21 protein-coding genes are annotated in these 22,407 nt (G+C 69.2%); 3 read left to right on the top strand and 18 right to left on the bottom strand.

Features of this window, described 5'->3' with window-relative positions; all coding sequences use genetic code 11:
- Window position 1: 1 nt before the first annotated feature.
- A complete protein-coding gene (locus VFK57_03785) occupies window positions 2-2,113 on the top strand; it encodes a VWA domain-containing protein (protein ID HET7694803.1) in 2,112 nt (703 codons plus the stop codon).
- 10 nt (window positions 2,114-2,123) lie between these two features.
- Here VFK57_03785 and VFK57_03780 read toward each other — a convergent pair whose 3' ends face one another.
- Window positions 2,124-3,005: an alpha/beta fold hydrolase gene (locus VFK57_03780; protein HET7694802.1), complete on the bottom strand. Its 882-nt coding sequence runs from the start codon at window positions 3,003-3,005 to the stop codon at window positions 2,124-2,126.
- Between the two features lie 64 nt (window positions 3,006-3,069).
- The gene (locus tag VFK57_03775) at window positions 3,070-4,290 is read right to left on the bottom strand and encodes an efflux RND transporter periplasmic adaptor subunit (GenBank protein HET7694801.1); all 1,221 of its coding nucleotides are present in this window, start codon (window positions 4,288-4,290) and stop codon (window positions 3,070-3,072) included.
- Window positions 4,291-4,409: 119 nt separating this feature from the next.
- On the opposite strand from VFK57_03775, the gene VFK57_03770 reads away from it, so the two are divergent.
- Together VFK57_03770 and VFK57_03765 are read left to right on the top strand one after the other, a co-directional pair.
- Window positions 4,410-5,141: a response regulator transcription factor gene (locus VFK57_03770; GenBank protein HET7694800.1), complete on the top strand. Its 732-nt coding sequence runs from the start codon at window positions 4,410-4,412 to the stop codon at window positions 5,139-5,141.
- A complete protein-coding gene (locus VFK57_03765) occupies window positions 5,134-6,672 on the top strand; it encodes a HAMP domain-containing sensor histidine kinase (protein ID HET7694799.1) in 1,539 nt (512 codons plus the stop codon). The genes VFK57_03770 and VFK57_03765 overlap by 8 nt, the downstream gene beginning before the upstream one ends.
- 10 nt (window positions 6,673-6,682) lie before the next feature.
- Here the strand turns inward: VFK57_03765 and VFK57_03760 are convergent, their stop codons facing one another.
- The 16 genes from VFK57_03760 to VFK57_03685 all read right to left on the bottom strand — a co-directional run.
- Window positions 6,683-7,624 (bottom strand): PEGA domain-containing protein, encoded by a 942-nt coding sequence (locus tag VFK57_03760; protein ID HET7694798.1) that lies wholly within the window; start codon window positions 7,622-7,624, stop codon window positions 6,683-6,685.
- 396 nt (window positions 7,625-8,020) lie between these two features.
- Entirely contained in the window at window positions 8,021-9,430 is a 1,410-nt protein-coding gene (locus VFK57_03755) for an NADH-quinone oxidoreductase subunit N (GenBank protein ID HET7694797.1), read from the bottom strand.
- The gene (locus tag VFK57_03750) at window positions 9,427-10,983 is read right to left on the bottom strand and encodes an NADH-quinone oxidoreductase subunit M (protein HET7694796.1); all 1,557 of its coding nucleotides are present in this window, start codon (window positions 10,981-10,983) and stop codon (window positions 9,427-9,429) included. The genes VFK57_03755 and VFK57_03750 overlap by 4 nt, the downstream gene beginning before the upstream one ends.
- On the bottom strand, window positions 10,962-12,842 hold the full coding sequence (gene nuoL, locus VFK57_03745; protein ID HET7694795.1) for an NADH-quinone oxidoreductase subunit L: 1,881 nt from the start codon (window positions 12,840-12,842) through the stop codon (window positions 10,962-10,964). The genes VFK57_03750 and nuoL overlap by 22 nt, the downstream gene beginning before the upstream one ends.
- 3 nt (window positions 12,843-12,845) lie before the next feature.
- Window positions 12,846-13,145, bottom strand: a complete 300-nt coding sequence (gene nuoK, locus VFK57_03740) for an NADH-quinone oxidoreductase subunit NuoK (protein ID HET7694794.1) — start codon at window positions 13,143-13,145, stop codon at window positions 12,846-12,848.
- A 1-nt stretch (window position 13,146) separates the two neighbouring features.
- Window positions 13,147-13,641: an NADH-quinone oxidoreductase subunit J gene (locus VFK57_03735; GenBank protein ID HET7694793.1), complete on the bottom strand. Its 495-nt coding sequence runs from the start codon at window positions 13,639-13,641 to the stop codon at window positions 13,147-13,149.
- Window positions 13,638-14,249: an NADH-quinone oxidoreductase subunit I gene (locus VFK57_03730; GenBank protein HET7694792.1), complete on the bottom strand. Its 612-nt coding sequence runs from the start codon at window positions 14,247-14,249 to the stop codon at window positions 13,638-13,640. The genes VFK57_03735 and VFK57_03730 overlap by 4 nt, the downstream gene beginning before the upstream one ends.
- On the bottom strand, window positions 14,242-15,294 hold the full coding sequence (gene nuoH / locus VFK57_03725) for an NADH-quinone oxidoreductase subunit NuoH (protein HET7694791.1): 1,053 nt from the start codon (window positions 15,292-15,294) through the stop codon (window positions 14,242-14,244). The genes VFK57_03730 and nuoH overlap by 8 nt, the downstream gene beginning before the upstream one ends.
- The gene (nuoG, locus tag VFK57_03720) at window positions 15,295-17,517 is read right to left on the bottom strand and encodes an NADH-quinone oxidoreductase subunit NuoG (protein HET7694790.1); all 2,223 of its coding nucleotides are present in this window, start codon (window positions 17,515-17,517) and stop codon (window positions 15,295-15,297) included.
- Complete coding sequence (nuoF, locus tag VFK57_03715; GenBank protein HET7694789.1) at window positions 17,518-18,867, bottom strand: NADH-quinone oxidoreductase subunit NuoF; 1,350 nt, start codon at window positions 18,865-18,867, stop codon at window positions 17,518-17,520.
- Entirely contained in the window at window positions 18,864-19,337 is a 474-nt protein-coding gene (nuoE, locus tag VFK57_03710) for an NADH-quinone oxidoreductase subunit NuoE (protein HET7694788.1), read from the bottom strand. Before nuoE ends, nuoF begins: the two co-directional genes overlap by 4 nt.
- 13 nt (window positions 19,338-19,350) lie before the next feature.
- Entirely contained in the window at window positions 19,351-20,604 is a 1,254-nt protein-coding gene (locus tag VFK57_03705; protein HET7694787.1) for an NADH-quinone oxidoreductase subunit D, read from the bottom strand.
- A 4-nt stretch (window positions 20,605-20,608) separates the two neighbouring features.
- Window positions 20,609-21,202 (bottom strand): NADH-quinone oxidoreductase subunit C, encoded by a 594-nt coding sequence (locus tag VFK57_03700; protein ID HET7694786.1) that lies wholly within the window; start codon window positions 21,200-21,202, stop codon window positions 20,609-20,611.
- Window positions 21,203-21,230: 28 nt separating this feature from the next.
- Window positions 21,231-21,689, bottom strand: coding sequence for an NADH-quinone oxidoreductase subunit B family protein (locus VFK57_03695; GenBank protein HET7694785.1), 459 nt, complete (start codon window positions 21,687-21,689; stop codon window positions 21,231-21,233).
- Window positions 21,690-21,710: 21 nt separating this feature from the next.
- Window positions 21,711-22,067, bottom strand: coding sequence for an NADH-quinone oxidoreductase subunit A (locus VFK57_03690; GenBank protein ID HET7694784.1), 357 nt, complete (start codon window positions 22,065-22,067; stop codon window positions 21,711-21,713).
- Window positions 22,068-22,183: 116 nt separating this feature from the next.
- Window positions 22,184-22,407: hypothetical protein (locus tag VFK57_03685; GenBank protein ID HET7694783.1), on the bottom strand; the 224-nt coding region annotated here is incomplete at its 5' end.

Here is a 22,407-nt window from a genome sequence, read left to right as displayed (position 1 = left end):
CATGCGATCGAGACGCCTGCTGCTGTCTGGAGTCGCCGCGGCGTCGCTGCTGGCGGCGCCTGTCACGCACGGTTTCACACCTCAGAGCCGCGGCCAGCAAAAGCCCCCGGTCTTCCGCGGCAACACGCAGGTCGTGTCCGTGGACGTCATCGTCCGCAACGGATCCGGCGGCGTCGTCCGCGACCTCACCGCGGCGGACTTCGAGGTGCTCGAGGACGGCAAGCCGCAGACGATCAGCAGCTTCACGTTCGAGGAGATTACCGACAAGCCGGCGAGCGCGGCGGCGGTGGACCTGCTCGCCGGAGCGGAAGCGAGGCTCGCCGAGGAGACGCGCCGCGCCCAACCCTCGGCGGCTGCGGCGGCAGAGGCCGGCACCGCGAAACCGCTGGCCTCTGAGGATCTCGCCGGCCGGCGGCTGATCGTGCTCCTCTTCGACATCAGCTCGATGCAGCCGGAAGACGTGCAGCGCGCCGTCGATTCCGCGACGAAGTACGTCAACGAGTCGATGAGCCCCGCCGACATGGTCGCGGTGGCGACGGTGAGCTCGATGCTCGACGTGCTGAGCGACTTCACGGGCGATCGCGCGAAGGTCGGCGCGGCGCTGGCGCGGCTCGGCTACACCGAAGGGACGGCCACGCCGCCGCCGGCCGCCGACACCGTCGCCACCGACGAACAGACCGCGGCGGACGAGTCCACCACGTCGGACGACACCGTGGCGATGGACATGTTCAACAACGATGTCCGTCTCCGCGCGCTGAAGGCGCTGGCCGAGACGCTCGCGCCGCTCGAACAGAAGAAGTCGATCCTCTATTTCAGCGCCGGCATGGAGCGGAGCGGCGAAGACAACCAGGTGGAGCTCCGCGCTGCGATCAATGCCGCGGTGCGCGCCCACGTCGCGATCTACCCGGTCGATACGCGCGGGCTGCAGGCGGTGGTCCCCGGCGGCGACGCGCGCCAGGCCAGCGGCCGCGGCACCGCGCTCTTCTCCGGCCGCGGCGTGTCGCAGCAGTTCGCGCGCCTCTCCGCGTCGCAGGACACGCTCGGCTCGCTCGCCGCCGACACCGGCGGGAAGGCGTTCATGGACTCGAACGACTTCGGCGAAGCGTTCGCGCGAGTCCAGCGCGACATGTCGGCGTACTATCTCCTCGGCTACAACAGCAGCAACACCACCAGGGACGGCCGCTTCCGCCGCATCCGCGTGCGCCTGAAGACATCGATCGCCGGCGCGCGGGTCGAGGCGCGGCAGGGGTATTACGCCGATCGCGACTTCGCGCACACCGCCAACACCGACCGCGAGACGCAGCTGCAGGAGATGCTGTTCTCCGCCGTCTCGGCGACGGACCTTCCCGTCCTGGTGAACGCCGGCTTCTTCCGGCTGGCGGCGGATCGCTATTACGTGCCGATCTCGATGGCGGTGCCCGGCTCCGCGATCCCCGTTCCCGCCGAGAAGGACCGGGACAAGATCGCGCTCGACGTGCTCGGCGTCGTGCAGGACGAGCAGGGGCGCCCGGTCGGCCGCATCCGCCAGACGATGAAGCTGCCGCCGGGATCGGTCGGCACGCTCACGTCGAAGCAGGTGCTGTATCAGTCGGCGGTCACGCTGCCGCCCGGGCGCTTCTCGATCAAGGTCGTCGTCCGCGAGAACACCAGCGGTCTCATGGGCTCGTTCGAAGCCCCCGTCGTGGTGCCCGAGCTGAAGCAGGCGCCGCTGAAGGTCAGCTCGGTCATCCTGAGCACCCAGGTGCAGCCCGCCAGGGAGAGCGGCAACAACCCGCTCGTGCGCAACGGCGAGCAACTGATCCCGAACCTGACGCACGTCGCCGGCAGGGATCAGAAGATGGTCTTCTACTACGAGGTCTACGACCCCGCCGCAGCCGAATCGACGGCGGACCTTCGCACCAGCCTCGCCTTCTACCGCGGCAAGGTGAAGGTCTTCGAGACGCCGGTGGTCGAGCGCGCCGCGATCGATGATCCGTCACGCAAAGCCGCCGTGTTCAAGCTCGAAGTCCCGGCCGGCTCGCTGCCGCCGGGACTCTACACCTGCCAGATCAACATCATCGACGCCGCCGCCGGCAGGTTCGCGTTTCCACGGCTGATGTTTCTGCTGCGGTAGCCGCCATCCGCTAGCCGCCAGCCGCGTTCCGCCCGAGGGTCCCGGGCGGGAGGGCGTCCAGCCAGCGATCGATCTCGGTCCACACGTTCGGCCGCAGCGACTGATTGTGGCCGGCGCCGGGCACGAGGAGCAGGCGCTTCGGGCCGGCGAGCGCGTCGAACACACGCTGGGAGTGCGACGGCGGCGTCTCGCGATCCGCGGCGCCGTGAATGAGGAGCACGGGGACTCTGATGCGCGGGGCGGCGGCGACCGGGGATGCGGCGTCGACGCTGAACCCGCCCTGCTGCTCCGCGAGCACGAACGCGCGCGCGATTGATCGGCGGGAGAAGACGAACGGCGCGCGCTCGGTCGCGACCGTGCGCAGATCGGAGAAGGTTTCAGCCGCGATCACGGCAGCGATGCGGGGATCGTCGGCCGCGGCCTGCAGCGCGACGGCCGCGCCGAGCGACGTGCCGATGAGCGCGGCGCGGCGGACGCCGATCGCGTCGAGCACCTTCTGCAGGTCCCGCTTTTCGAAGACGCCGTAGGTGCATGCGTCTCCGCCGGACTGGCCGTGGGCGCGGCTGTCGTAGGCGATGACCTGGAACCCGCGCGCGGTGAACCGCTGGATCGCGCCGGCGGCGCTGCCGCGGTTGTCGGCAATGCCGTGCAGGTAGACGATCGTGCCGGCAGCGGCGGCCGGCGGTCCGCACCGCCACCCGCGCAGCGTCACGCCGGCTCCCGTGAGCTCCACGTGCTCACAGCCGGCAGGCGCCGGCGCGATCGCGGCGCGCCGTCCCGGATGAAGCAGCCCGCCGGCGCCGATTTTCGGCAGCTGCGAACACGCCATCCCCGCTGCGAGCAGCAGCACACCAGCACCCACGCCGACGGTCCGCGCCTGACTCGTCCGCATCCTCATCTAGGATACGGAACGAGCGCGCTCCGCGATCGCCGATCACGTATCGGTAATTGGTGCGCTATCTCGGGCGGCCGGCAGGAAGCAGCGGGTTTCCGGCATTCGGCGAGGACGGGCGCGCCGCGGCTGCGGCGTCGCCGGGTACCGCCGCGCGCGTCACCACCGTTGCCCCTTCCACCAGCGAGCTCCCGATCACTTCCGTGTAGGTGGCGTCTGCCGCGCCGGTCTTCACCGGGAGCGGCGCGATCCCCTTGCCGCTCGGGATCCACAGGGTCGGCCCTTTCGGAGGCTGCTGCGCCGGCGTGCTCTCGAGCCGCGCGAGCACCTCGGCGGACGGCTTGAAGCGCAGGGCCGCCGCCGGCACGCGCAGCACCCCCTCACGCCGCGCGATCTCGACGGTCAGCGTCGCGGTCATTCCGGGCTTCAGCTTCAGCGCCGGATTGGGCGCATCGACGATTGCCGCATACGTCACCACGTTGTTCACCGACGTCGCGTTCAACCGGACCTGCGAAACCGTGCCGGAGAACCTGTCCGACGGATAGGCGTCGACCGTGAAGGTCACCGTCTGCCCCGCGGCGACCTGGCCGAGATCCGACTCGTCGATGCTGGCATTGAGCTGCATCTGCGTGAGGTCGGCGGCGATGATGAACAGCGTCGGCGCCGACAGGCTGGCGGCAACGGTCTGCCCCACGTCCACGTTGCGCGCGATCACCACGCCGTCGATCGGCGAGGTGATGACGGTCTTCGAGAGATTCACCTGCGCGGTCCGGACGCCCGACCGCGCCTGCGCGACGCGCGCCTCGGCGCCAACGAGCTGCGCCGCCGCGGTCCTGCTGTCGGTTTCGGCGGTCTGGAGGTCCGCCGCGGGCAGGAGCTGTCTGGCGGTGAGCTCGCGGGCGCGAACCAGCGCCGCATCGGCGGCGGCGCGCGCGACCCGCAGCCGCTCGACCTCGGCCTCGGCGCTCTGGAGCGCGGCCTGCGCCTGCTCGAGCGCGGTGGCGTACGTGGACGAGTCCAGCCGCGCGAGGAGCTGCCCTTTGCGGACCATCGAGTTGTAGTCGGCGTGCAGCGACTCGACCGTGCCGGAGATCTGGCTGCCCACCTGCACCGTGGTCACCGCCTGCAGCGTGCCGGTCGCCGACACGACATTGACGATGTCGCCGCGCGTCACCGCCGCGGTGGTGAGCGCCGGCGCCGGTTCGGCGCGCATCGAATAGTAGGCGCCAAACCCGACGGTGGCGGCGACGATGAGCCCGGCGGATGCGAGCGTGGTGCGCTTCATGACCGTGAATACGACCCGGACGGTGACGCCCTGATGGCGGCGCCATGACATTTCCGTGGCAGCGGGAAACCGCCCGCCGGGCAAGCGGGACGGCCGCTACACTGGCTAGACTGAAGGAAATGTCGGGACAGGACCCCGCCAGCGAGAAACCGCCGGCGCGTGTGCTCGTCGTCGAAGACGACCAGCACATCCGCGATCTGGTCGCGCTGCACCTCCGTCTCGAGGGGTTGGAGGCGGTGGCAGCAGGCGACGGCACCGAAGGTCTGCGGCTGGCGCGGAGCGAACCGTTCGACCTGATGATTCTCGACGTGATGCTGCCCGGGCTGGACGGCATCACGGTGACGCGCGCGATCCGCCGCGAGCCGCAGCTGCGGGACGTGCCGATCCTGATGCTGACGGCGCGCCGCGAGGAGTCCGACAAGGTCGACGGCCTGGAGAGCGGCGCGGACGACTACCTCACCAAGCCGTTCGGCATCCGCGAATTCATGGCCCGCGTCCGCGCGCTGCTGCGCCGGCGGCGCGCCGCCGCCGGCGCACCGGCCCATCAGGCGCCGGTGACCGCCGGGGGGCTGCACGTCGATCCGGCGCGGCGGCTCGCGCGGGTCGACGGCCGCGACGTGGAGCTGACCGCGCACGAGTTCGATCTGCTCTACGTCCTCGCCAGCAACCCCGGCATCGTGTTCTCGCGCGACGCGCTGGTCCAGCGCGTGTGGGGCAGCGACACCCACATCACCGAACGCAGCGTCGACACGCTGATCAAGCGCCTGCGCAAGAAGATCGAGAGCGATCCCGCGGCGCCGCGCTACATCTCCACCGTGTGGGGCACGGGATACAAGTTCACCGATGCCTGAACGCCGCTGGTATCGGAGCCTGTACTGGCGGATCGCGCTGGGCTACATCGCGCTGCTCGCGGTGCTGCTGCTGGTGCAGACGGCGCTCGCGGTCTGGCTCATGGATCGCGTCTGGGGCCAGGCGCGCACGCCGGCGGAGCTCGCCGACCTGGTCGCGCGGGACCTCTCGGCGAAGCTGGCGCAGAACCCGTCCTTCGACGTCGACGCGCACCTGCGCAGGGAATACGGGTCCGGGTACCAACCCTTCGTGGTCGTGCTGTCCGGGGATCCGCGGACGCTGTCCAATCGCTCCCCGGTGCCGCCGACCCTCGGCCGCGACGCGCGGCGCCGGCTCGAGCTGCGCGTCGACGACCGGCGTTTCGACGATCGGCGGTTCGACAGCGACGACCGCCCGGACGATCGCCGCGAAGACGGCCGCGGCGCCGCCGGCCGCATCATCACCGGGCGCGGCGGCGGACGGCGGTCGTTCGCGCTGTACTCGGAGATCGCCGTGTCCGGCAGCCGCGTCGGACTGGTGGCGGTGCCGGGCGGGCCGCCGCCTCTGTCGGAAGGTCTGCGCGAGATCGCCCCGACGCTGGCGCTGGTCGGCGTCGCGCTGCTGGGCGCCGGGGCGGCGCTGATGGCGCTGCTCATCTTCGGGCCGAGCCACAAGCGGCTGCGCGATCTGGAGCAGGCGGCGCGCGCGCTCGGCGAAGGGCGCACCGACGTCCGCGCCAACGACTCGGGGGGGGACGAGGTCAGCGGACTCGCCGCGACGTTCAACCGGATGGCGATGGACCTCGAGGCGCGCGCCGCCGCCCTCGCCGACTCGGACCGCGCCCGCCGCCAGCTCCTCGCCGACGTGTCGCACGAGCTGATGACGCCGCTCGCCGCGATCCGCGGCTACGTCGAGACGCTCGGCATGCCCGAGCTGACGATCGACGCCGCGACGCGAGCCAGATATCTCGACATCGCACACCAGGAAACGCACAAGCTGGAAGCGATCATCGGCGAGCTGCTCGATCTGGCGCGCCTCGAAGGGGGCGGCGGCACGCTCGATCGCGAGCCGGTGCTGGCGGCGGATCTGTTCCGCCGCGTCACGGACCGCCATCGTCCGGCGCTGCTGGAGCGCACCATCACGCTGACGACGTCTGTCGCCGAGGGCACGCCGCTGATCTACGGCGACGCCGATCGGCTGGAGCAGGCGCTGCAGAACGTTGCCGCCAACGCGCTGCGGCATACGCCCGACGGCGGCACCATCGCGCTGAAGGCGGAGCCGGCCGGCGATCGCGTCCGCATCACCATTGCCGATTCCGGTCCGGGGATCCCTCCCGAGCACGTGCCGCACATCTTCGATCGCTTCTACAAAGCCGACACTTCGCGCGCCGGCACCCGCGTCCCGTCGGGCAGCGGCCTGGGACTCTCGATCGTTCGCGCGATCGTCCACCGCCACGACGGCGACGTCCGCGCGTTCAACGCGCCGGAAGGCGGCGCGGTGTTCGAGTTCCTGCTGCCCGGTTCCGGCGATCGTCGATCCGGGATTCAGGATTAGCGATAACGGATCAAGGATTCATCCCGCCGGGCGTCAGGCTGATGTTCAGCGACTGTGCCTCGCCGGAGCGGATCTGCACGGTCGACGTGTAGGTCCGGAAGCCTTCCTTGCGGACCTCGAGGCGATGCGACCCGCCGGTCAACTGCACGACCAGGCGGCTGCCTCCTTCAGGGCTGTCCCAGCGCTCGCCATCGATGATCACCACCGCGTCGAGCGGCTGCACGCGCAGGGTCAGCGTGCCGAAGTCGCGGCTGTCGGCGCCGCGTCGCTCGGCCGGACGGTCGGGCAGCGGCATCGTCCGCTCCGGCCCTCGCGGGTCGCGCGGGTCGCGCGGGTCGCGCCGCTCGCGCGGGTCGCCGTAGCCCTGCGGGTCGTAGGGGTCGCCGCCGCGCGGCGCGCCGGGCGCGGGCTGCGGGACCGGTTCCTCCGGCGTTCCGGCCGGCAGCGGCTCGAGAATCGCCTTGAAGTGATACGTGGCGCCGGGCCGGAAGAGCGTCCGCTGCGTGTAGGTGCGGTGCCCCGGCAGGTACACGGAGATCTCGTGCTCGCCGGTCGGCAGGTCGAGGCGCTGGAACACGCCGTCGAACTGATCGACCACGCCGACATAGTAGCCGTCGACGTAGACCTGCGCGCTGCGCGGCTTCACCTCGAGCCGCGCGCTGGCCCAGGCGCGGCTGTAGTAGTAGGGATACCGCGGGTACTGCGCATAGTAGGGCGCATACCAGCCCGCGTAGAACGGATCGTAGAACGGGCTGTAGAACGGGGTGTAGAAGAACGGCCGGTAGTAGTAGTAGGGCCGGTAGAAGCCGACGCCGACGAAGACGCTCGTGCGCACGGGGGCGCGGCGAACGGCGCGTCTCTGCGCAGCAGCCTCCGCTGGCCACAGCATCGTCATCACGACGGCCGTCGTGATGCAGGCACAGCTGAAAATCACGAGACGCTTGGAAGTCACAGGATCCTCCGCATGGCAGGCATTGATGCTGCAAGCAACCCCGGTGCCTGCGGTCGAGCCGCGTCGGGGACACCGTGCGTCCTCTGAGGAGCACACAGCGTGTCCACGTGAGGTGTCAGAGGGGCGAAGGGCGAGGGTCGAGGGGCGAGGGGCGGCCGTCACAATTTCTTCACAGAACTTCGGCGTCCAGGCGCAGGCGGGCAGCGTCCTATTGATCAAGCGCGGACGGACTGTCGCACGCCTCACATCGCGACTCCTCCCAACGACGGTGCACAACGGGCGACGTCCGACGCGCGACTCTTTCAGGTCGATGATGTTCGTGCCGCGAACCACGAACATTGTCACACCCGCGCCGGCGGTTTTGCCGCCGGCGCGGGCCTTCAGGCTGAATCCCGCTCAGGAAAACAACCCGGACGTGGCGGCCAGGGCGGCCTTGACCCACGGTTCCGGGTAGAGGCCCATCACCACCGTGCCGATCGCGCAGATCAGGATCGCGACGAGAAGCGGGGCGCTGAGGCGGACGGCATCGGCGCGCGTCGGCGCGTCGATGTACATCCGGCTGGCGAGCACCAGGTAGTAATACAGCGCGACGATCGTGAGCACCGCGCCGAGCAGCGCGAGCACGTACATCTGCTGGTTGATGACGGCGCGGAAGATGAACAGTTTGGCCCAGAACCCCGCGACGAAGGGGATGCCGCCGAGCGACAGCAGGAACAGCAGCATGCTCAGCGCGAGCACCGGCGAGCGCTGCGCCAGGCCGCGATAGCCCTCCATCCGATCCGATCCTTCCGACGTCGCCACCGCCTGCACGACCAGGAACGCCCCCATGTTCCCGAACAGATAGGCGACGAGGTAGAAGAGCACCATGCCGGCGCCGTCGTCGGACATCGCCGCGATCCCCATCAGCATGTAGCCGATGTGCGCGACGCCCGAATACGCGAGCAGCCGTTTGACGTTCTGCTGCGGGATCGCCATCAGGTTGCCGGCGACGATCGTCAGGCCGGCCATTGCCGACACGACCGGCACCCACAGGAATGCCGCGCTGCCGGCCCCCTCGAGGTACAACCGGAAGACGACGATGAAGCCCGCGGCCTTCGGCGCCACCGACAGCCAGGCGACGAACGGCGTCGCCGCCGCTTCGTACGTGTCGGGCACCCACATGTGGAAGGGCACGGCCGCGATCTTGAACCCGACGCCCGCCAGCACGAGCACGAGCCCGAGCGTCGCCAGCACGTCTTCGGATGCCAGCGCACCGGCGATGGCGCCGATGGCGGTCGTGCCGGTTGCGCCGAACAGGAACGAGAAGCCGTAGAGCAGGATCGCCGACGAGACGGTGCCGACGAGGAAGAACTTCAGCGCGCCTTCGGGCGCGATCTCGCTGCGCTTCTGGAAGCCGGTCAGGAAATACAGCGGGATGGACATCAGCTCGAACGCCACGAACAGCAGGACCAGTTCGCGGGCGGACGCGAGCACGAGCATCCCCAGCAGCGACGTGAGCAGCGCGACGTGGTACTCCGATCCGCGCCGGGTGAAACGCTCCCCCGGCACGCCGAGCGTGGCGAGCACGCTGACCGCACCCGACACGAGGAACAATCGCTTGGCGAACAGCGCCAGCGGATCGAGCACGAAGGTGCCGCCGAACAGCGATCCCCCAGGCTGGAGGAGGCACGCCCAGATCGACAGCCCGATCAGGCCGATCAGCGACGTCCACCCGCAGCGGCGATCGGGAACCGCGGGGCGGAACAGCCCCAGCCCGAACACCAGGAGAATCAGTCCGCCGAGCGCCAGTTCCAGGCTCAGAGTCATGGGGCGATCCCCAGCCGCGTCAGCAATGGCACGGTCGCCGTGTCGATCGGCGCCACGATGATCCAGGGCACGACGCCGAACAGCACGAGCACGCCGGCGAGGAACACCAGCGCGACCCACTCCGTGCCCCGCGCATCGGGAAGGTTCTGGAAGTGCGGGTCGGCGCTCTTCGGGCCCCAGAAGATGGCGCGGACGACGCGGAGGACGTAGATCGAGGTGAGGAACGCGCCGATCACCGCCGGGAACAGCCACCACTGGTGGGCCGAGGCCCAGGCGCCGACGAACGTGAGGAATTCGGCGACGAACCCGGCGGTCGCCGGCAGGCCGAGCGACGAGAATCCGCCGATGGCGAACGCCGTCGCGATGCCCGGCATCATCGTCCCGAACCCGCCCATGGTGAAGATCGCGCGCGAGTGCGCCTTCTCGTAGACGAGACCGACCAGCGCGAAGAACAGCCCGGTCATGATCCCGTGCGCGACCATCTGGAACACCGCGCCGTTGAGCCCCTGCTCGGTCAGCGTCGCGATGCCGAGCATCACGATGCCCATGTGCGAGACCGACGAGTAGGCGACGACGTATTTCAGGTCGGTCTGCGCCATGGCGCTCAACGCCCCGTAGACGATGTTGATGCAGGCGATCGCGCCGACCAGCCACGCCCATTCGATCGCGCCCAGCGGCACGAGATCGAGCCCGAGACGGACGACGCCGTAGGCGCCGAGCTTCATCAGCACGCCGGCGTGGAGCATCGACACGGCGGTCGGGGCGGACGCGTGGCCGTCGGGCGACCAGGTGTGCAGCGGCCAGATGCCGGCGAGCACGCCGAAGCCGATGTAGAACGCCAGGAACACCCACCACTGCAGGCGGGGCGAGAACTGCGCCTGCTGCAGCGCGAAATACGAGAAGCTGGTCGAACCCGCGGCGGTGTAGAGCGCCAGGATGCCGACGAGGATGAACGCCGACCCGAGCAGCAGGTACAGCGTGAGCTTCATCGCGGCGTATTCCTTCGTCCCCACGCCGGTGCGATTGAACGCCCAGCCGAAGATCCCCTGCGGCCGCACTTCCCCGCTCGATCCCCAGATGCCGATCAGCAGGTACATCGGCAGCACGGCGATCTCGTAGAAGAGGAAGAAGACGAACAGGTCGAAGGAGACGAAGACGCCGAAGACGCCGGTGACGAGCAGGAGCAGCAGCGCGTAGAACTCCTGCCCGCGCGTCTTCACGGTCCACGACGCGAACACGCCCGCGAACAGGATGATCGCGGTGAGCAGGACGAGCACCAGCCCCATGCCGTCGATCGCCAGCTCGTAGGCGATGCCGAACGAGGGGACCAGCGGCAGCCGCTCGACGAACTGAAAGCCTGCCGCGCCCCGGTCGTAGGCGACGCACAGCCACACCGCCAGCGCCAGCGGAATCCCGGCCCCCACCGCGGCGGTCCAGCGCACCAGCAGCGGGCGGTGCCGTGCCGCCGCCATGATGACGAGCGCGGCCACGAACGGCGACCAGGTGATGATCGACAGAACCGGCAGCCCCGTCACCAGCTGACCCCCATCCACACGATCAGCGCCAGCAGTCCGAAGCCGAGCGCGAACACGTAGTCCTGCACCTTGCCGGTCTGCATCCGGCGCAGGGCGTCGCCGCCGTCGAGCGTCCACGCGCTGATCACGTTCAGCACGCCGTCGACCAGATAGCGATCGATCCAGCCGACGAGACGCGACAGCGCCAGCAGGATCGAGCGATAGATCGCCGCGTAGAGATCGTCCAGCCAGAATCTCGCGAGCGCCGCCCGGCGGATGGGCGCGAACGCCGCTGCGAGCGTATCGGCGCTGATCGCACGCCGCTGATACGTCAGCCACGCGAGCACGATGCCTCCCAGCGCGACCGCAATCGCCGCCGGCGCCGCCCACGCCGGCGCGTGGAACTCGGGTTCAGGCTGCGGCGGGCGGATGGTGAATGTGATGCCGATCGCGAGCGCGGCGATCGCCAGGATCCAGAGCGGCAGGGCCATTACCGGGTGCGGATCGTGCGCGTGGCCGGACGGGCGAGGTGCGAGGGGCGAGGGTCGAGGATCGAGGTGCGAGGGGCGAGGGTCGGTCGCGAAGAACACCAGGAACACCACGCGGAACATGTAGAACGCCGTGAGAAAGGCCGCGAGCAGCAGCATCGCGAACGGCACCGGGAAGCCGCCCGTCCAGACCGCGGCGAGCACTTCCTCCTTCGAGACGAAGCCGGCGAAGACCGGCACGCCGGCGAGCGACAGCGTGCCGACGAGGAAGACCGCGAGCGTCTGCGGCATGCGGCGCCCCAGCCCCCCCATCGCGGTGATCTCGTTGGTGTGGACGGCGTGGATGATCGCGCCCGCGCCGAGGAACAGCAGCGCCTTGAACACGCCGTGCGTCAGCAGGTGGAGGAACCCGGCAGGGGCGAACCCGGCGCCGATGGCGGCCATCATGTAGCCGAGCTGCGAGACTGTCGAGTACGCCAGCACCCGCTTGATGTCGGTCTGGACGCACGCCAGGATGGCGGCGAGCAGCGCGGTCAGCGCGCCGTTCCACGCGACGATCGACAGCACCTGCGGCGTCAGCGCGAACAGCCAGTCGAGCCGCGTCAGCAGGTACACGCCGGCCGTCACCATCGTGGCCGCGTGGATGAGCGCGGAGACGGGCGTCGGCCCCTCCATCGCGTCGGGCAGCCAGACGTGCAGCGGGAACTGCGCCGACTTCCCCATCGCCCCGAGATAGATGCAGAAGGTGATCACGCCGAGTCCCGCGAGCGGGATGCGGCCGTTGTCGGCGAGGAAGCGCAGCTGCATCAGGTCGAAAGTGCCCGTCGCGCCGTAGAGGAGAACGATGCCGACGAGCAGCCCGACGTCGCCGGCCTTCGTGATCCAGAAGGCCTTGAGCGCGGCCCGCGCCGCCTCCGGCTTGCGATACCAGAACCCGATCAGCAGGTACGAGCAGACGCCGACCAGCTCCCAGCAGACGAACAGCTGGAGCAGGTTCGGCGCCAGCACCACGCCCATCATCGAGAACGCGAACAGCGACTGGAACGCGTAGTAGCGGCCGAGCGCCGGCCGCGGCTCGTCGCTCAGATACCCGAGCGAGTAGATCTGGACCAGCAGCGATACCAGCGTCACCAGCAGGAGCATCGTCGCCGACTGCGGGTCGACCATCACGCCGACCGTCGAGAGCGGCCCGTGCACCCCCGGCAGCCAGGGCACCCGCGCGATCGACATGTCGTCGACCGCCGTCCACCCGAGCACTGCCGCGGCGAGCGCGCCGAGCGCGCAGGCGATCGACAGGAGCGCCGCCAGCCGTCCCGACCGGCGGAGCGGCGGCAGCAGCCCGATGACGAGGAACGACGCCGCCGGCAGCAGGAGCGCGGTCAGGGCGAACGTGAGCGGACTGGCAGCCATCCGTCAGCCCTTCAGCCAGTCGATGTGATCCGCGCTCGCCGTGCGGCGGGTGCGGAACAGGAGAATGACGATCGCCAGACCGAGCGCGATCTCGGCGACGGTGATGCAGATCGCAAACAGGGTGAAGATCATGCCGGTGTCGATGCCGCGGAACCGGCTGAACGCGACGAAGTTGATGTTCACCGCGTTCAGCATCAGCTCGATGCCGAGCAGGATGCCGACGGTGTTGCGCCGGGTCATCGTCCCGAAGAGCCCGATGCAGAACACGGTCGCGGCGAGCGTCAGGTAGGCGGAGAGTCCCACGCTAGTCCTCCGGCCTCGCGAAATAGCTCGCCGCCAGCAGCCCGACCACCAGCAGCACCGCCAGCAGCTCGAACGGCAGCGCGTATCGCGTGAGCAGCGACAGCCCGACCTGTTCGGTGAAATCGCCCGCGAGCGCGGGCTTCGGCAGATGCAGATCGGCGGCGTCGATCGCGCGGACGAGCACGGCGAGGAGCGCCGCGCACGCCACGCCCGCCGTGGCGACCCGCCGGCTGACGTGGGACAGGCGCTCGCCGACCAGCCGTTCGGTGACGACGATGGCAAAGACGACGACGGTGACGACGCCGCCGGCGTAGAGGAGGACCTGCACGGCGGCGAGGAACTCGGCGTCGAGCGTCAGGAAGATCGCCGCGGTCGAGACCAGCGCGAGCGCGAGCCAGAGGACGGAATGAAAGAGATTCCTGCCGAGCACGACCGCGAGCGCCGAGCCGACGAGCGCCGCGGCGCACGCCCAGAAGGCCATCGCGTCGAGCGTCACGCTGGCGCCCCGCTTCCGCCTTCCGGCTTCCCGCTTCCGGCTCCCGGCTTCCCGCTTTCAGCTTCCAGTTTCGCGCTTCCAGCTTCCTTCTTCGGGGGCTGTTGCATGTCGCGCAGGCGGTTGCCGGTGGCCCACGAGGGCACGTGCTGGAGGCCGAGCACGTGCAGCCGATCCTTGTCGAGCAGCATCTCGCGGCGGTCCGCGGTCGAGAGATCGAACGACTTCATCATCACGATCGCGTCGGTCGGGCAGACCTGCACGCACAGCTCGCAGAACTCGCAGGCGTAGAGCTCGAGGGTGAAGGTCCTGGCGTAGTTGCGCTTCTCCCCCTTCAGCATCTCGACCTTGATCACGGCCGGCGGACAGATGAACTCGCACAGGCGGCAGCCGATGCAGTTCTCTTCGCCGGTCTCCTTGTCGTAGGTGAGCGCGAGCAGGCCGCGGAACCGATCCGTGGCCGGACGGGTCACCGTCGGGTAGTGCACCGTGACCGGCTTGCGGAACAGGTTGACGAGCGTGATCCGCATGCCGCGCACGACCGCGCCGGCGATGGCCGCCGCTTCGGCGAGCGCGCTCCGCGGCGCCGGCGTCCGGGGCTGGTTATGCATGCGGCCCCCGCAGGACGATGAACACGGCCGTGGCGAGCAGCAGCAGGAGCGTCGCCGGCAGCATCAGCTTCCAGGACAGGCGCATGATCTGATCGGCGCGGATGCGGACGAAGCTCCAGCGGATCCACGTCAGCAGCAGAAAGACGCCGAGCGCCTTGATCAGGAACCACAGCGGCCCGAGCCACGCCGGGCCGGGCCCGGCCCAGGCGCCGAGGAACAACAGCGCGCCGAGGAACGAGGCGCCGAGCACGTGCGCGTACTCGGCGAGCTGGATCAACGCGAACTGCATCCCCGAATACTCGACGCGGAACCCGGCGACCAGCTCCGATTCCGCCTCGAGGATGTCGAACGGCGCGCGGTTCTCCGCCGCGACCGCGGCGACGATGAAGGCGAAGAACGCGAGCTGGCCGAACACCGGATAGGCGATGAACCACAGGCCCGACTGCGCCGCGGCGATGTCGGTCATCTTCAGCGATCCGGCGAGCATGGCGGGCACGAGCGCGGCGAACAGGAACGGCAGATCGTAGGAGATGATCTGGTTCACCGCGCGCATCACCGACAGCAGCGCATACTTGTTGTTCGACCCCCAGCCGGCCATGAACAGGCCGACGATTTCCATCGACGAGATCGCCAGGAAGAAGAGCACGCCGGTGTTCAGATCGGCGACGCCGAGCCCGGGCGCGAACGGAATGGTCGCGAAGATCAGCAGGCACGGGATCAGGAACACGACCGGCGCCAGGTGATAGACCGGCCGGTCGGCGCTCTCCGGCACCAGGTTCTCCTTCAGCAGCAGCTTGACGCCGTCGGCGATCGGCTGCAGCAGGCCGAGCGGCCCGACGCGATTGGGCCCGATGCGGATCTGCATCCAGCCGATCAGCTTGCGCTCCCAAAGGGTGAGGTAGGCGATGCCGATCATGAGGGGGGCGACGATCGCCACGATGAAGGCGAGGCTGACCACCGTCTCGTACACGGCCGGCCCCCAGGTCGGGCCGAACCATGTCTCGGGCCGCGTCTGGAGCCATTCGAGCCGGGTCGTCCAGTTCATCTAGGCGGCCTTCCCCACGGCGATCCTCTCGAGGGACACCGTGCCGAACATGGGCCCGAGCGCCGCGGTGGAGGCATGGGCGGCGGCGATGCGCACGCAGTCGTCGGGAAGCCGCTCGTCGAGGGCGGCGGCGAGCCGCGCCTGGCCATCGCCCTGCTTCACGAGGACATGGTCCTGGCTGCCGAGCCCGAGGCGCGACATCAGCCTGCTGTTCATCCATGCCCTGGGGTGGGCGGCGTCGCGGGTCGCCTGCAGCGGCGCCGAGCGCCGCACCAGCGGGTCGGCGAAGTAGATGGGCACGTCGGCGACGCGCTGGATGCCCTGCCCCGCTGCCGCAGGCGGCTGGGCCCCGGCCGAGATCTGGTTGGAGAGGAGCGAGCGGATGTCCTTGCCGTCCAGGCACTCGGCGCGCACCTGCTCGATCGTGTCGAGCTCGAACCCGGGCGCGCCCAGCATGCTGCCGAGCACGCGCAGCACCTTCCAGCCGGGGCGGGCCTCGCCCGGCGGCGGCACCACGGCGTGGAAGCCCTGCGCGCGGCCTTCGGTATTGACGAAGGTGCCCGCGGTCTCGGAGAACGCGCCGATCGGCAGGACGAGATTGGCGTAGTCGAGGCCGACGCGCCAGGGGCTGAGGGCGATGACGAACTCGGCCTGGCGGATCGCGCCCATGGCGGCGCGCGGGTCCGCGCAGTCGAGCTCAGGCTCGAGGTTGAGCAGCACCAGCGCCGGCTTGGCGAGCGCGGCGGCGAGGCCGCCGCCGACCGGCAGGCCGGCCAGGTAGCCGCCCACCGAATTGGCCGCTTCGCCGAGGAAGCCGAGCTTGGCGCCCGCCGCCTGCGCGAGCGCCTGGGCCGCCGCATGGATCTGCGCCGCCTGCGGATGCTGCTGGGCGAAGTTGCCGAGCAGCACGGCGGCGTTCTTCGCCCCTTCCAGCCATTTCCCGCAACCGGCGAGCGTCGCGGCGAGCTCCGATGGCGCGACGATCCTCTTGCCGGCGATCGGCATCAGCCAGTCGTCGTCCGCCGAGTGAACGACGTAGATCTTGGTGCCGCGCTTCGCCGCCTGGCGCAGGCGCTGGGCGATGAGCGGATGGTCCTTGCGCAGGAACGAGCCGGCGACCAGCACGCGGTCCAGGCCGCCCAGGTCGGCGATGCCCATGCCGAGCCACGGCACGCCGCCGCGCTTGCCGTCGGCCGAGAAGTCGGCATGGCGCAGCCGGAAGTCCGCCGCGCCGCTGCTCGCCGCGGCGAGCTTGCCGGCGAGGTAGAGCTCCTCCAGGGTCGCATGCGGGCTGGCGAGGATGCCCAGGCCGCGGCCCTTGAGGCCCCACACCGCCTCGTCCATCGCCACCTGCCACTCGACCTCCTCCCAGCGGCCGTTGCGCTTGAGCATCGGCTGCGTCAGGCGGTCGGCGGAATTGAGGCCCTCGTAGGAGAAGCGGTCCTTGTCCGAGAGCCAGCACTCGTTGATGGCCTCGTTCTCCAGCGGCAGCACGCGCATCACCTTCTTCTGCTTCACCTGCACGAGCAGGTTGGAGCCCAGCGCGTCGTGCGGGGACACCGACTTGCGCCGCGACAATTCCCATGTCCTCGCCTTGTAGCGGAACGGCTCGGAGGTCAGCGCCCCCACCGGGCAAAGGTCGATCATGTTGCCGGAGAGCTCCGAGTCCACCGCCTTGCCGACGAACGAGACGATCTCCGAATGCTCGCCGCGGCCGGCCATGCCGAGCTCCATGATGCCGGCGATCTCCTGTCCGAAGCGCACGCAGCGCGTGCACTGGATGCAGCGGCTCATCTCCTCGGCCGCGACCAGCGGCCCCAGCTCCTTGCGCAGCACGACGCGCTTCTCTTCCTGGTAGCGCGAGTTGCTGTGGCCGTAGCCGACCGCGAGGTCCTGCAGCTGGCACTCGCCGCCCTGGTCGCAGATCGGGCAGTCGAGCGGGTGGTTGATGAGCAGGAACTCCATCACGCCGTTCTGCGCCTTCTTGGCGTTCTCCGAGTGCGTCCAGACCTTCATGCCGTCGGTCACCGGCGTGGCGCACGCCGGCAGCGGCTTGGGCGCCTTCTCCACCTCGACCAGGCACATGCGGCAGTTGGCGGCGATGGACAGCTTGCTGTGGTAGCAGAAGTGCGGGACGTAGGTCTTGACCTTGTTGGTCGCGTCCATGATGGTCGCGCCGTGCGGCACCTCGACTTCGACCCCGTCGATCTGGACCTTGAGCATCTAGGCCGCCGCCTTCATCGATGTCTCCTGGTGCGCGCCGGAGCGCCCCCACCTCGGCTCGATCTCGCCCTGAACCAGGCAGCGCTTGTGCTCGATGTGGTGGACGAACTCCTGCCGGAAGTGCTTGAGGAAGCTCTTCACCGGCAGCGCCGCCGCGTCGCCGAGCGCGCAGATGGTGCGGCCGGCGATGTTGTCCGCCACGTTGTCGAGCAGCGCGAGGTCGTCCATGCGCCCCCGGCCCGTCTCGATGCGGTTCACCACGCGGTAGAGCCAGCCGGTGCCCTCGCGGCAGGGCGTGCACTGCCCGCACGATTCCTCGAAGTAGAAGTACGACAGGCGCTCGAGCGCCCGCACCATGCAGGTCGAGTCGTCCATCACGATCACCGCGCCGGAGCCGAGCATGGAGCCCGCCTTGGCGATCGCGTCGTAGTCCATGTCGGTCGCCATCATGATGTCCGCCGGCAGCACCGGCATGGACGAGCCGCCCGGGATCACCGCCTTGAGCTTGTGGCCGGCGCGCACCCCGCCCGCCATCTCGAGCAGCTTCGCGAACGGCGTGCCCAGCCTGACCTCGTAGTTGCCGGGCCGGTTGACGTGGCCGGTCACGGAGAAGAGCTTGGTGCCGCCGTTGTTCGGCCGGCCGAGCGCGAGGAACGCGTCGCCGCCGTGGCGCATGATCCACGGCACGGAGGCGAAGGTCTCGGTGTTGTTGATGGTCGTCGGCTTGCCATAGAGCCCGTAGCTCGCCGGGAACGGCGGCTTGAAGCGCGGCTGGCCCTTCTTGCCCTCGAGCGACTCGAGCAGCGCCGTCTCCTCGCCGCAGATATAGGCGCCGTAGCCCGGATGCGCGTACATCTCGAACGAGAAATCCGAGCCCAGGATGTTCCTGCCGAGGTAGCCGGCGGCATAGGCCTCGCGCAGCGCTTCCTCGTACTGGTCGTAGATCTCCCAGATCTCGCCGTGGATGTAGTTGTAGCCCGCGCCCGCCGACATGGCGTAGCCGGCGATGATCATGCCCTCGATGACCGAGTGCGGGTTGTAGCGCAGCAGGTCGCGGTCCTTGCACGTGCCCGGCTCGCCCTCGTCGGAGTTGCACACGACGTACTTCGGCCCCGGGAACTGGCGCGGCATGAACGACCATTTCAGGCCGGTGGGGAATCCGGCGCCGCCGCGGCCGCGCAGCGCCGACTTCTTCACCTCGGCGGTCACGTCCTCGGGCTTGGTCTTCTCGGCGAGGATCTTCCTCAGCGCCGCGTAGCCGTCGCGCTTCTCGTAGTCGGCGAGCCGCCAGTTGCGCCCGTCGAGCCCCTTCATGAGGATCGCGTCCGGACCGTAGTCGAGCAGGCTCATTTCAGGTCCTTGAGGAGCTGGTCGATCTTCTCGTTGCTCATGTAGTCGTGCATCTTCTTGTTGTTGACGAGCAGCACCGGCGCCATCGCGCAGGCGCCCATGCACTCGCCTTCCTTGAGGGTGAAGTGCCCGTCCGGGGTGGTCTCGTTGAAGTCGATGCCGAGCTTCTGGCGCAGGTAGTCCGCCGTGGCGAGCGAGCCCTGCAGGCCGCACGGCAGGCAGGTGCACAGCGTGATCTTGTACTTGCCGGTCGGCTCGCGGTTGTACATGTTGTAGAAGGTGGCGACCTCGTACACCGCCACCGGCGGCATGCCGAGGTACTGCGCGACGAAATCCATCGTCTCCGTCGACAGCCAGCCCTTCTCGTCCTGCGCGATGGCGAGCGCCATCATCACCGCCGACTGCTTCCATTCGGGCGGGTACTTCGCCACCTCGCGGTCGATCTTCTGCAGGGATTCGGGGGTCAGCATCGCGCGCGCTCGCTCATCTGTCGATATCGCCGAATACGATGTCGATGGTGCCGATGATGGCCACGGCGTCGGCCAGCATGTGCCCCTTCGCCAGCTCGCCCATGGCCGACAGGTGCACGTAGGCCGGCGAGCGCAGCTTCATGCGGTAGGGCTTGTTCGCGCCGTCGGAGACCAGGTAGACGCCGAACTCGCCCTTCGGGTGCTCGATGGCGGCGTAGGCCTCGCCCTCGGGCACGTGCATGCCCTCGGTGAACAGCTTGAAGTGGTGGATGAGCTGCTCCATGTCGCGCTTCATCTCCTCGCGCGATGGCGGCGCCACCTTGTGGTTGTCGACGATCACCGGACCGGGGTTGTTGCGCAGCCAGTCCACGCACTGCTTGATGATGCGGTTGGACTGGCGCATCTCCTCGATGCGCACGAGGTAGCGGTCGTAGGTATCGCCGTTGCGCCCGACCGGGATGTCGAAGTCGAGCCGGTCGTAGACCTCGTAGGGCTGCTTCTTGCGCAGGTCCCACTCGATGCCCGAGCCGCGCAGCATGACGCCGCCGAAGCCGAGCGCCTTGGCGCGCTCCGGCTCCACCACGCCGATGCCCACGGTGCGCTGCTTCCAGATGCGGTTGTCCGTGAGCAGCGTCTCGTAGTCGTCGACGTACTTGGGAAAGCGCCGGGTGAAGTCCTCGATGAAGTCGAGCAGCGAGCCCTGGCGGTTGGCGTTCATCTCGCGCATCTGGCTCGAGTTGCGCGAGTACTGCGCCTGGTACTGCGGCATGCTGTCGGGCAGGTCGCGGTACACGCCGCCCGGCCGGTAGTAGGCCGCGTGCATGCGCGCGCCGGACACCGCCTCGTAGCAGTCGAGCAGGTCCTCGCGCTCGCGGAAGCAGTAGAGGAACACCGTCATCGCGCCCAGGTCCAGGCCCTGCGTGCCGAGGAACAGCAGGTGGTTCAGGATGCGCGTGATCTCGTCGAACATGACGCGGATGTACTGCGCGCGGATCGGCACCTCGATGCCGAGCAGCTTCTCCACCGCCAGCACGTAGGCGTGCTCGTTGCACATCATGGACACGTAGTCGAGGCGGTCCATGTACGGCAGCGTCTGCAGGAAGGTGCGGTGCTCCGCCAGCTTCTCCGTGCCCCGGTGCAGCAGCCCGATGTGCGGGTCGGCGCGCTGGATCACCTCGCCGTCGAGCTCGAGCACCAGGCGCAGCACCCCGTGCGCCGCCGGGTGCTGCGGCCCGAAGTTGAGCGTGTAGTTGCGGATCTCCGGCATCGCGCTAGGCGCCCCCCTCGCCGTAGTGCTCCTCGCGCACGATGCGCGGCGTCACCTCGCGCGGATCGATGGTCACGGGCTGGTAGACCACGCGCCGCTGCTCCGGGTCGTAGCGCATCTCGACGTAGCCGGTGATCGGGAAGTCCTTGCGGAACGGGTGGCCGACGAAGCCGTAGTCGGTGAGGATGCGGCGCAGGTCGGGATGGCCGTCGAAGATGATGCCGAAGAGGTCGAACGCCTCGCGCTCGTACCAGTTGAGGCTCGGCCACACCTCGACCAGCGACGGCAGCATCGGGAACTCGTCGTCCGGGCACAGGCAGCGCACCCGCAGCCGCCAGTTGTGCGTGAAGGACAGCAGGTGCACCACGGCGGCATAGCGGCCGCCCTGCGGCACGCGGCGCCCGGCGTAGGCGGCGTAGTCGACGCCGCAGAGGTCGGTCGCCTGCTCGAAGCGCAGCTCCGGGCTGTCGCGCAGCCCGAGGCAGGTCTCCTTGTACCGGGCGGCGGATACCTCGACGGTCACCTCGCCCAGGCGCTCGAGCGGCGCGAGGCCCGCCTGCTGGAGAAGGTCGAACAGCTTCTGCAGCCTGGGCGTCATCGAGCGATCGTTGCAGTCGGGCTCGGCATCATCGAGCGATCGTGCTGGTGCGCTTGATCTTGTTTTGCAGCTGCACGAGGCCGTACAGCAGCGCCTCGGCGGTGGGCGGGCAGCCCGGCACGTAGATGTCGACGGGCACGATCCGGTCGGCGCCGCGCACCACGGAATACGAATAGTGGTAGTAGCCCCCGCCGTTGGCGCAGGAACCCATCGACACCACCCAGCGCGGCTCGGCCATCTGGTCGTAGACCTTGCGCAGGGCCGGCGCCATCTTGTTGCACAGCGTGCCGGCGATGATCATCACGTCGGACTGGCGCGGGCTCGGCCGGAACACGATGCCGAAGCGGTCGAGGTCGTAGCGCGCCGCGCCGGCATGCATCATCTCGATCGCGCAGCAGGCGAGGCCGAAGGTCATCGGCCACATCGAGCCGGTGCGCGTCCAGTTGATGACCGTGTCGAGCTTCGTGGTGACGAAGCCCTGCTGCATCAGCCCTTCAACGCCCACGGGCTACTCCCATTCCAGCGCTCCCTTCATCCACTCGTACACGAAGCCCACCACGAGGATGGCGAGGAACAGCATCATCGACAGGAAGCCGAACAGGCCGACCTCGTTGACCACCGTGGCCCAGGGGAAGAGGAAGGCGATCTCCAGGTCGAACAGGATGAAGAGGATGGCCACGAGGTAGTAGCGCACGTCGAACTTCATGCGCGCGTCCTCGAAGGCCTCGAAGCCGCACTCGTAGGGCGAGAGCTTCTCCGGATCCGGCCGGCTCGGGCCGAGCAGCTTGCCGAGCACCATGGGGCCCACGCCGACCGCCAAGCCGACGAGGATGAAGAGCAGGATTGGATAGTACTCAGCTAGCATAGTTCAGGCGACCAGCGGAACCTTCCCGCCCCCCGTCGCTGCAGGCGCAAATTCTACCTGTTTTCGCGTGCCAAGCTTGACCCAGATCAAACGGCAAAGACCGTGCGCGCGAAGGTTCACTGCACGCTCGAGCGCGCGCGGCGGCCACGCATCCTGGGCGTCGCCACGTTGCGCGCGAGGGTACGCGCGACTCGGACCATTTCCTCTCTGAGGTGCTGGGCAAGGCGCTCGCGCACCGGCGCGAGCAGCGCCGGCAGCCGCACCGAGTGGCTGAGCGCCTGCGTCTCCTGCGCGTAGAGCTGCAGCATCTGCGAAACGCGCTGCTCGAGCTCCTGGGCGG

This window comes from Vicinamibacterales bacterium (assembly GCA_035699745.1).
Classification (GTDB): domain Bacteria; phylum Acidobacteriota; class Vicinamibacteria; order Vicinamibacterales; family 2-12-FULL-66-21; genus JAICSD01.
The sequence above is the reverse complement of the archived record's forward strand: the minus strand, read 5'-3'. Positions and strand labels throughout refer to the sequence as shown.

Bases quoted from the DNA above. Each gene is read 5' to 3' on its own strand.
- VFK57_03770 (HET7694800.1), top strand. From the start codon at position 4,410: ATGTCGGGACAGGACCCCGCCAGCGAGAAACCGCCGGCGCGTGTGCTC.
- nuoL (HET7694795.1), bottom strand. From the start codon at position 12,842: ATGGCTGCCAGTCCGCTCACGTTCGCCCTGACCGCGCTCCTGCTGCCG.
- VFK57_03755 (HET7694797.1), bottom strand. From the start codon at position 9,430: ATGACTCTGAGCCTGGAACTGGCGCTCGGCGGACTGATTCTCCTGGTG.
- VFK57_03705 (HET7694787.1), bottom strand. From the start codon at position 20,604: ATGCCGGAGATCCGCAACTACACGCTCAACTTCGGGCCGCAGCACCCG.
- VFK57_03775 (HET7694801.1), bottom strand. From the start codon at position 4,290: ATGAAGCGCACCACGCTCGCATCCGCCGGGCTCATCGTCGCCGCCACC.
- VFK57_03780 (HET7694802.1), bottom strand. From the start codon at position 3,005: ATGCGGACGAGTCAGGCGCGGACCGTCGGCGTGGGTGCTGGTGTGCTG.
- VFK57_03785 (HET7694803.1), top strand. From the start codon at position 2: ATGCGATCGAGACGCCTGCTGCTGTCTGGAGTCGCCGCGGCGTCGCTG.
- nuoG (HET7694790.1), bottom strand. From the start codon at position 17,517: ATGCTCAAGGTCCAGATCGACGGGGTCGAAGTCGAGGTGCCGCACGGC.
- VFK57_03765 (HET7694799.1), top strand. From the start codon at position 5,134: ATGCCTGAACGCCGCTGGTATCGGAGCCTGTACTGGCGGATCGCGCTG.
- VFK57_03690 (HET7694784.1), bottom strand. From the start codon at position 22,067: ATGCTAGCTGAGTACTATCCAATCCTGCTCTTCATCCTCGTCGGCTTG.
- nuoH (HET7694791.1), bottom strand. From the start codon at position 15,294: ATGAACTGGACGACCCGGCTCGAATGGCTCCAGACGCGGCCCGAGACA.
- nuoE (HET7694788.1), bottom strand. From the start codon at position 19,337: ATGCTGACCCCCGAATCCCTGCAGAAGATCGACCGCGAGGTGGCGAAG.
- nuoF (HET7694789.1), bottom strand. From the start codon at position 18,867: ATGAGCCTGCTCGACTACGGTCCGGACGCGATCCTCATGAAGGGGCTC.
- VFK57_03700 (HET7694786.1), bottom strand. From the start codon at position 21,202: ATGACGCCCAGGCTGCAGAAGCTGTTCGACCTTCTCCAGCAGGCGGGC.
- VFK57_03695 (HET7694785.1), bottom strand. From the start codon at position 21,689: ATGCAGCAGGGCTTCGTCACCACGAAGCTCGACACGGTCATCAACTGG.
- VFK57_03730 (HET7694792.1), bottom strand. From the start codon at position 14,249: ATGCATAACCAGCCCCGGACGCCGGCGCCGCGGAGCGCGCTCGCCGAA.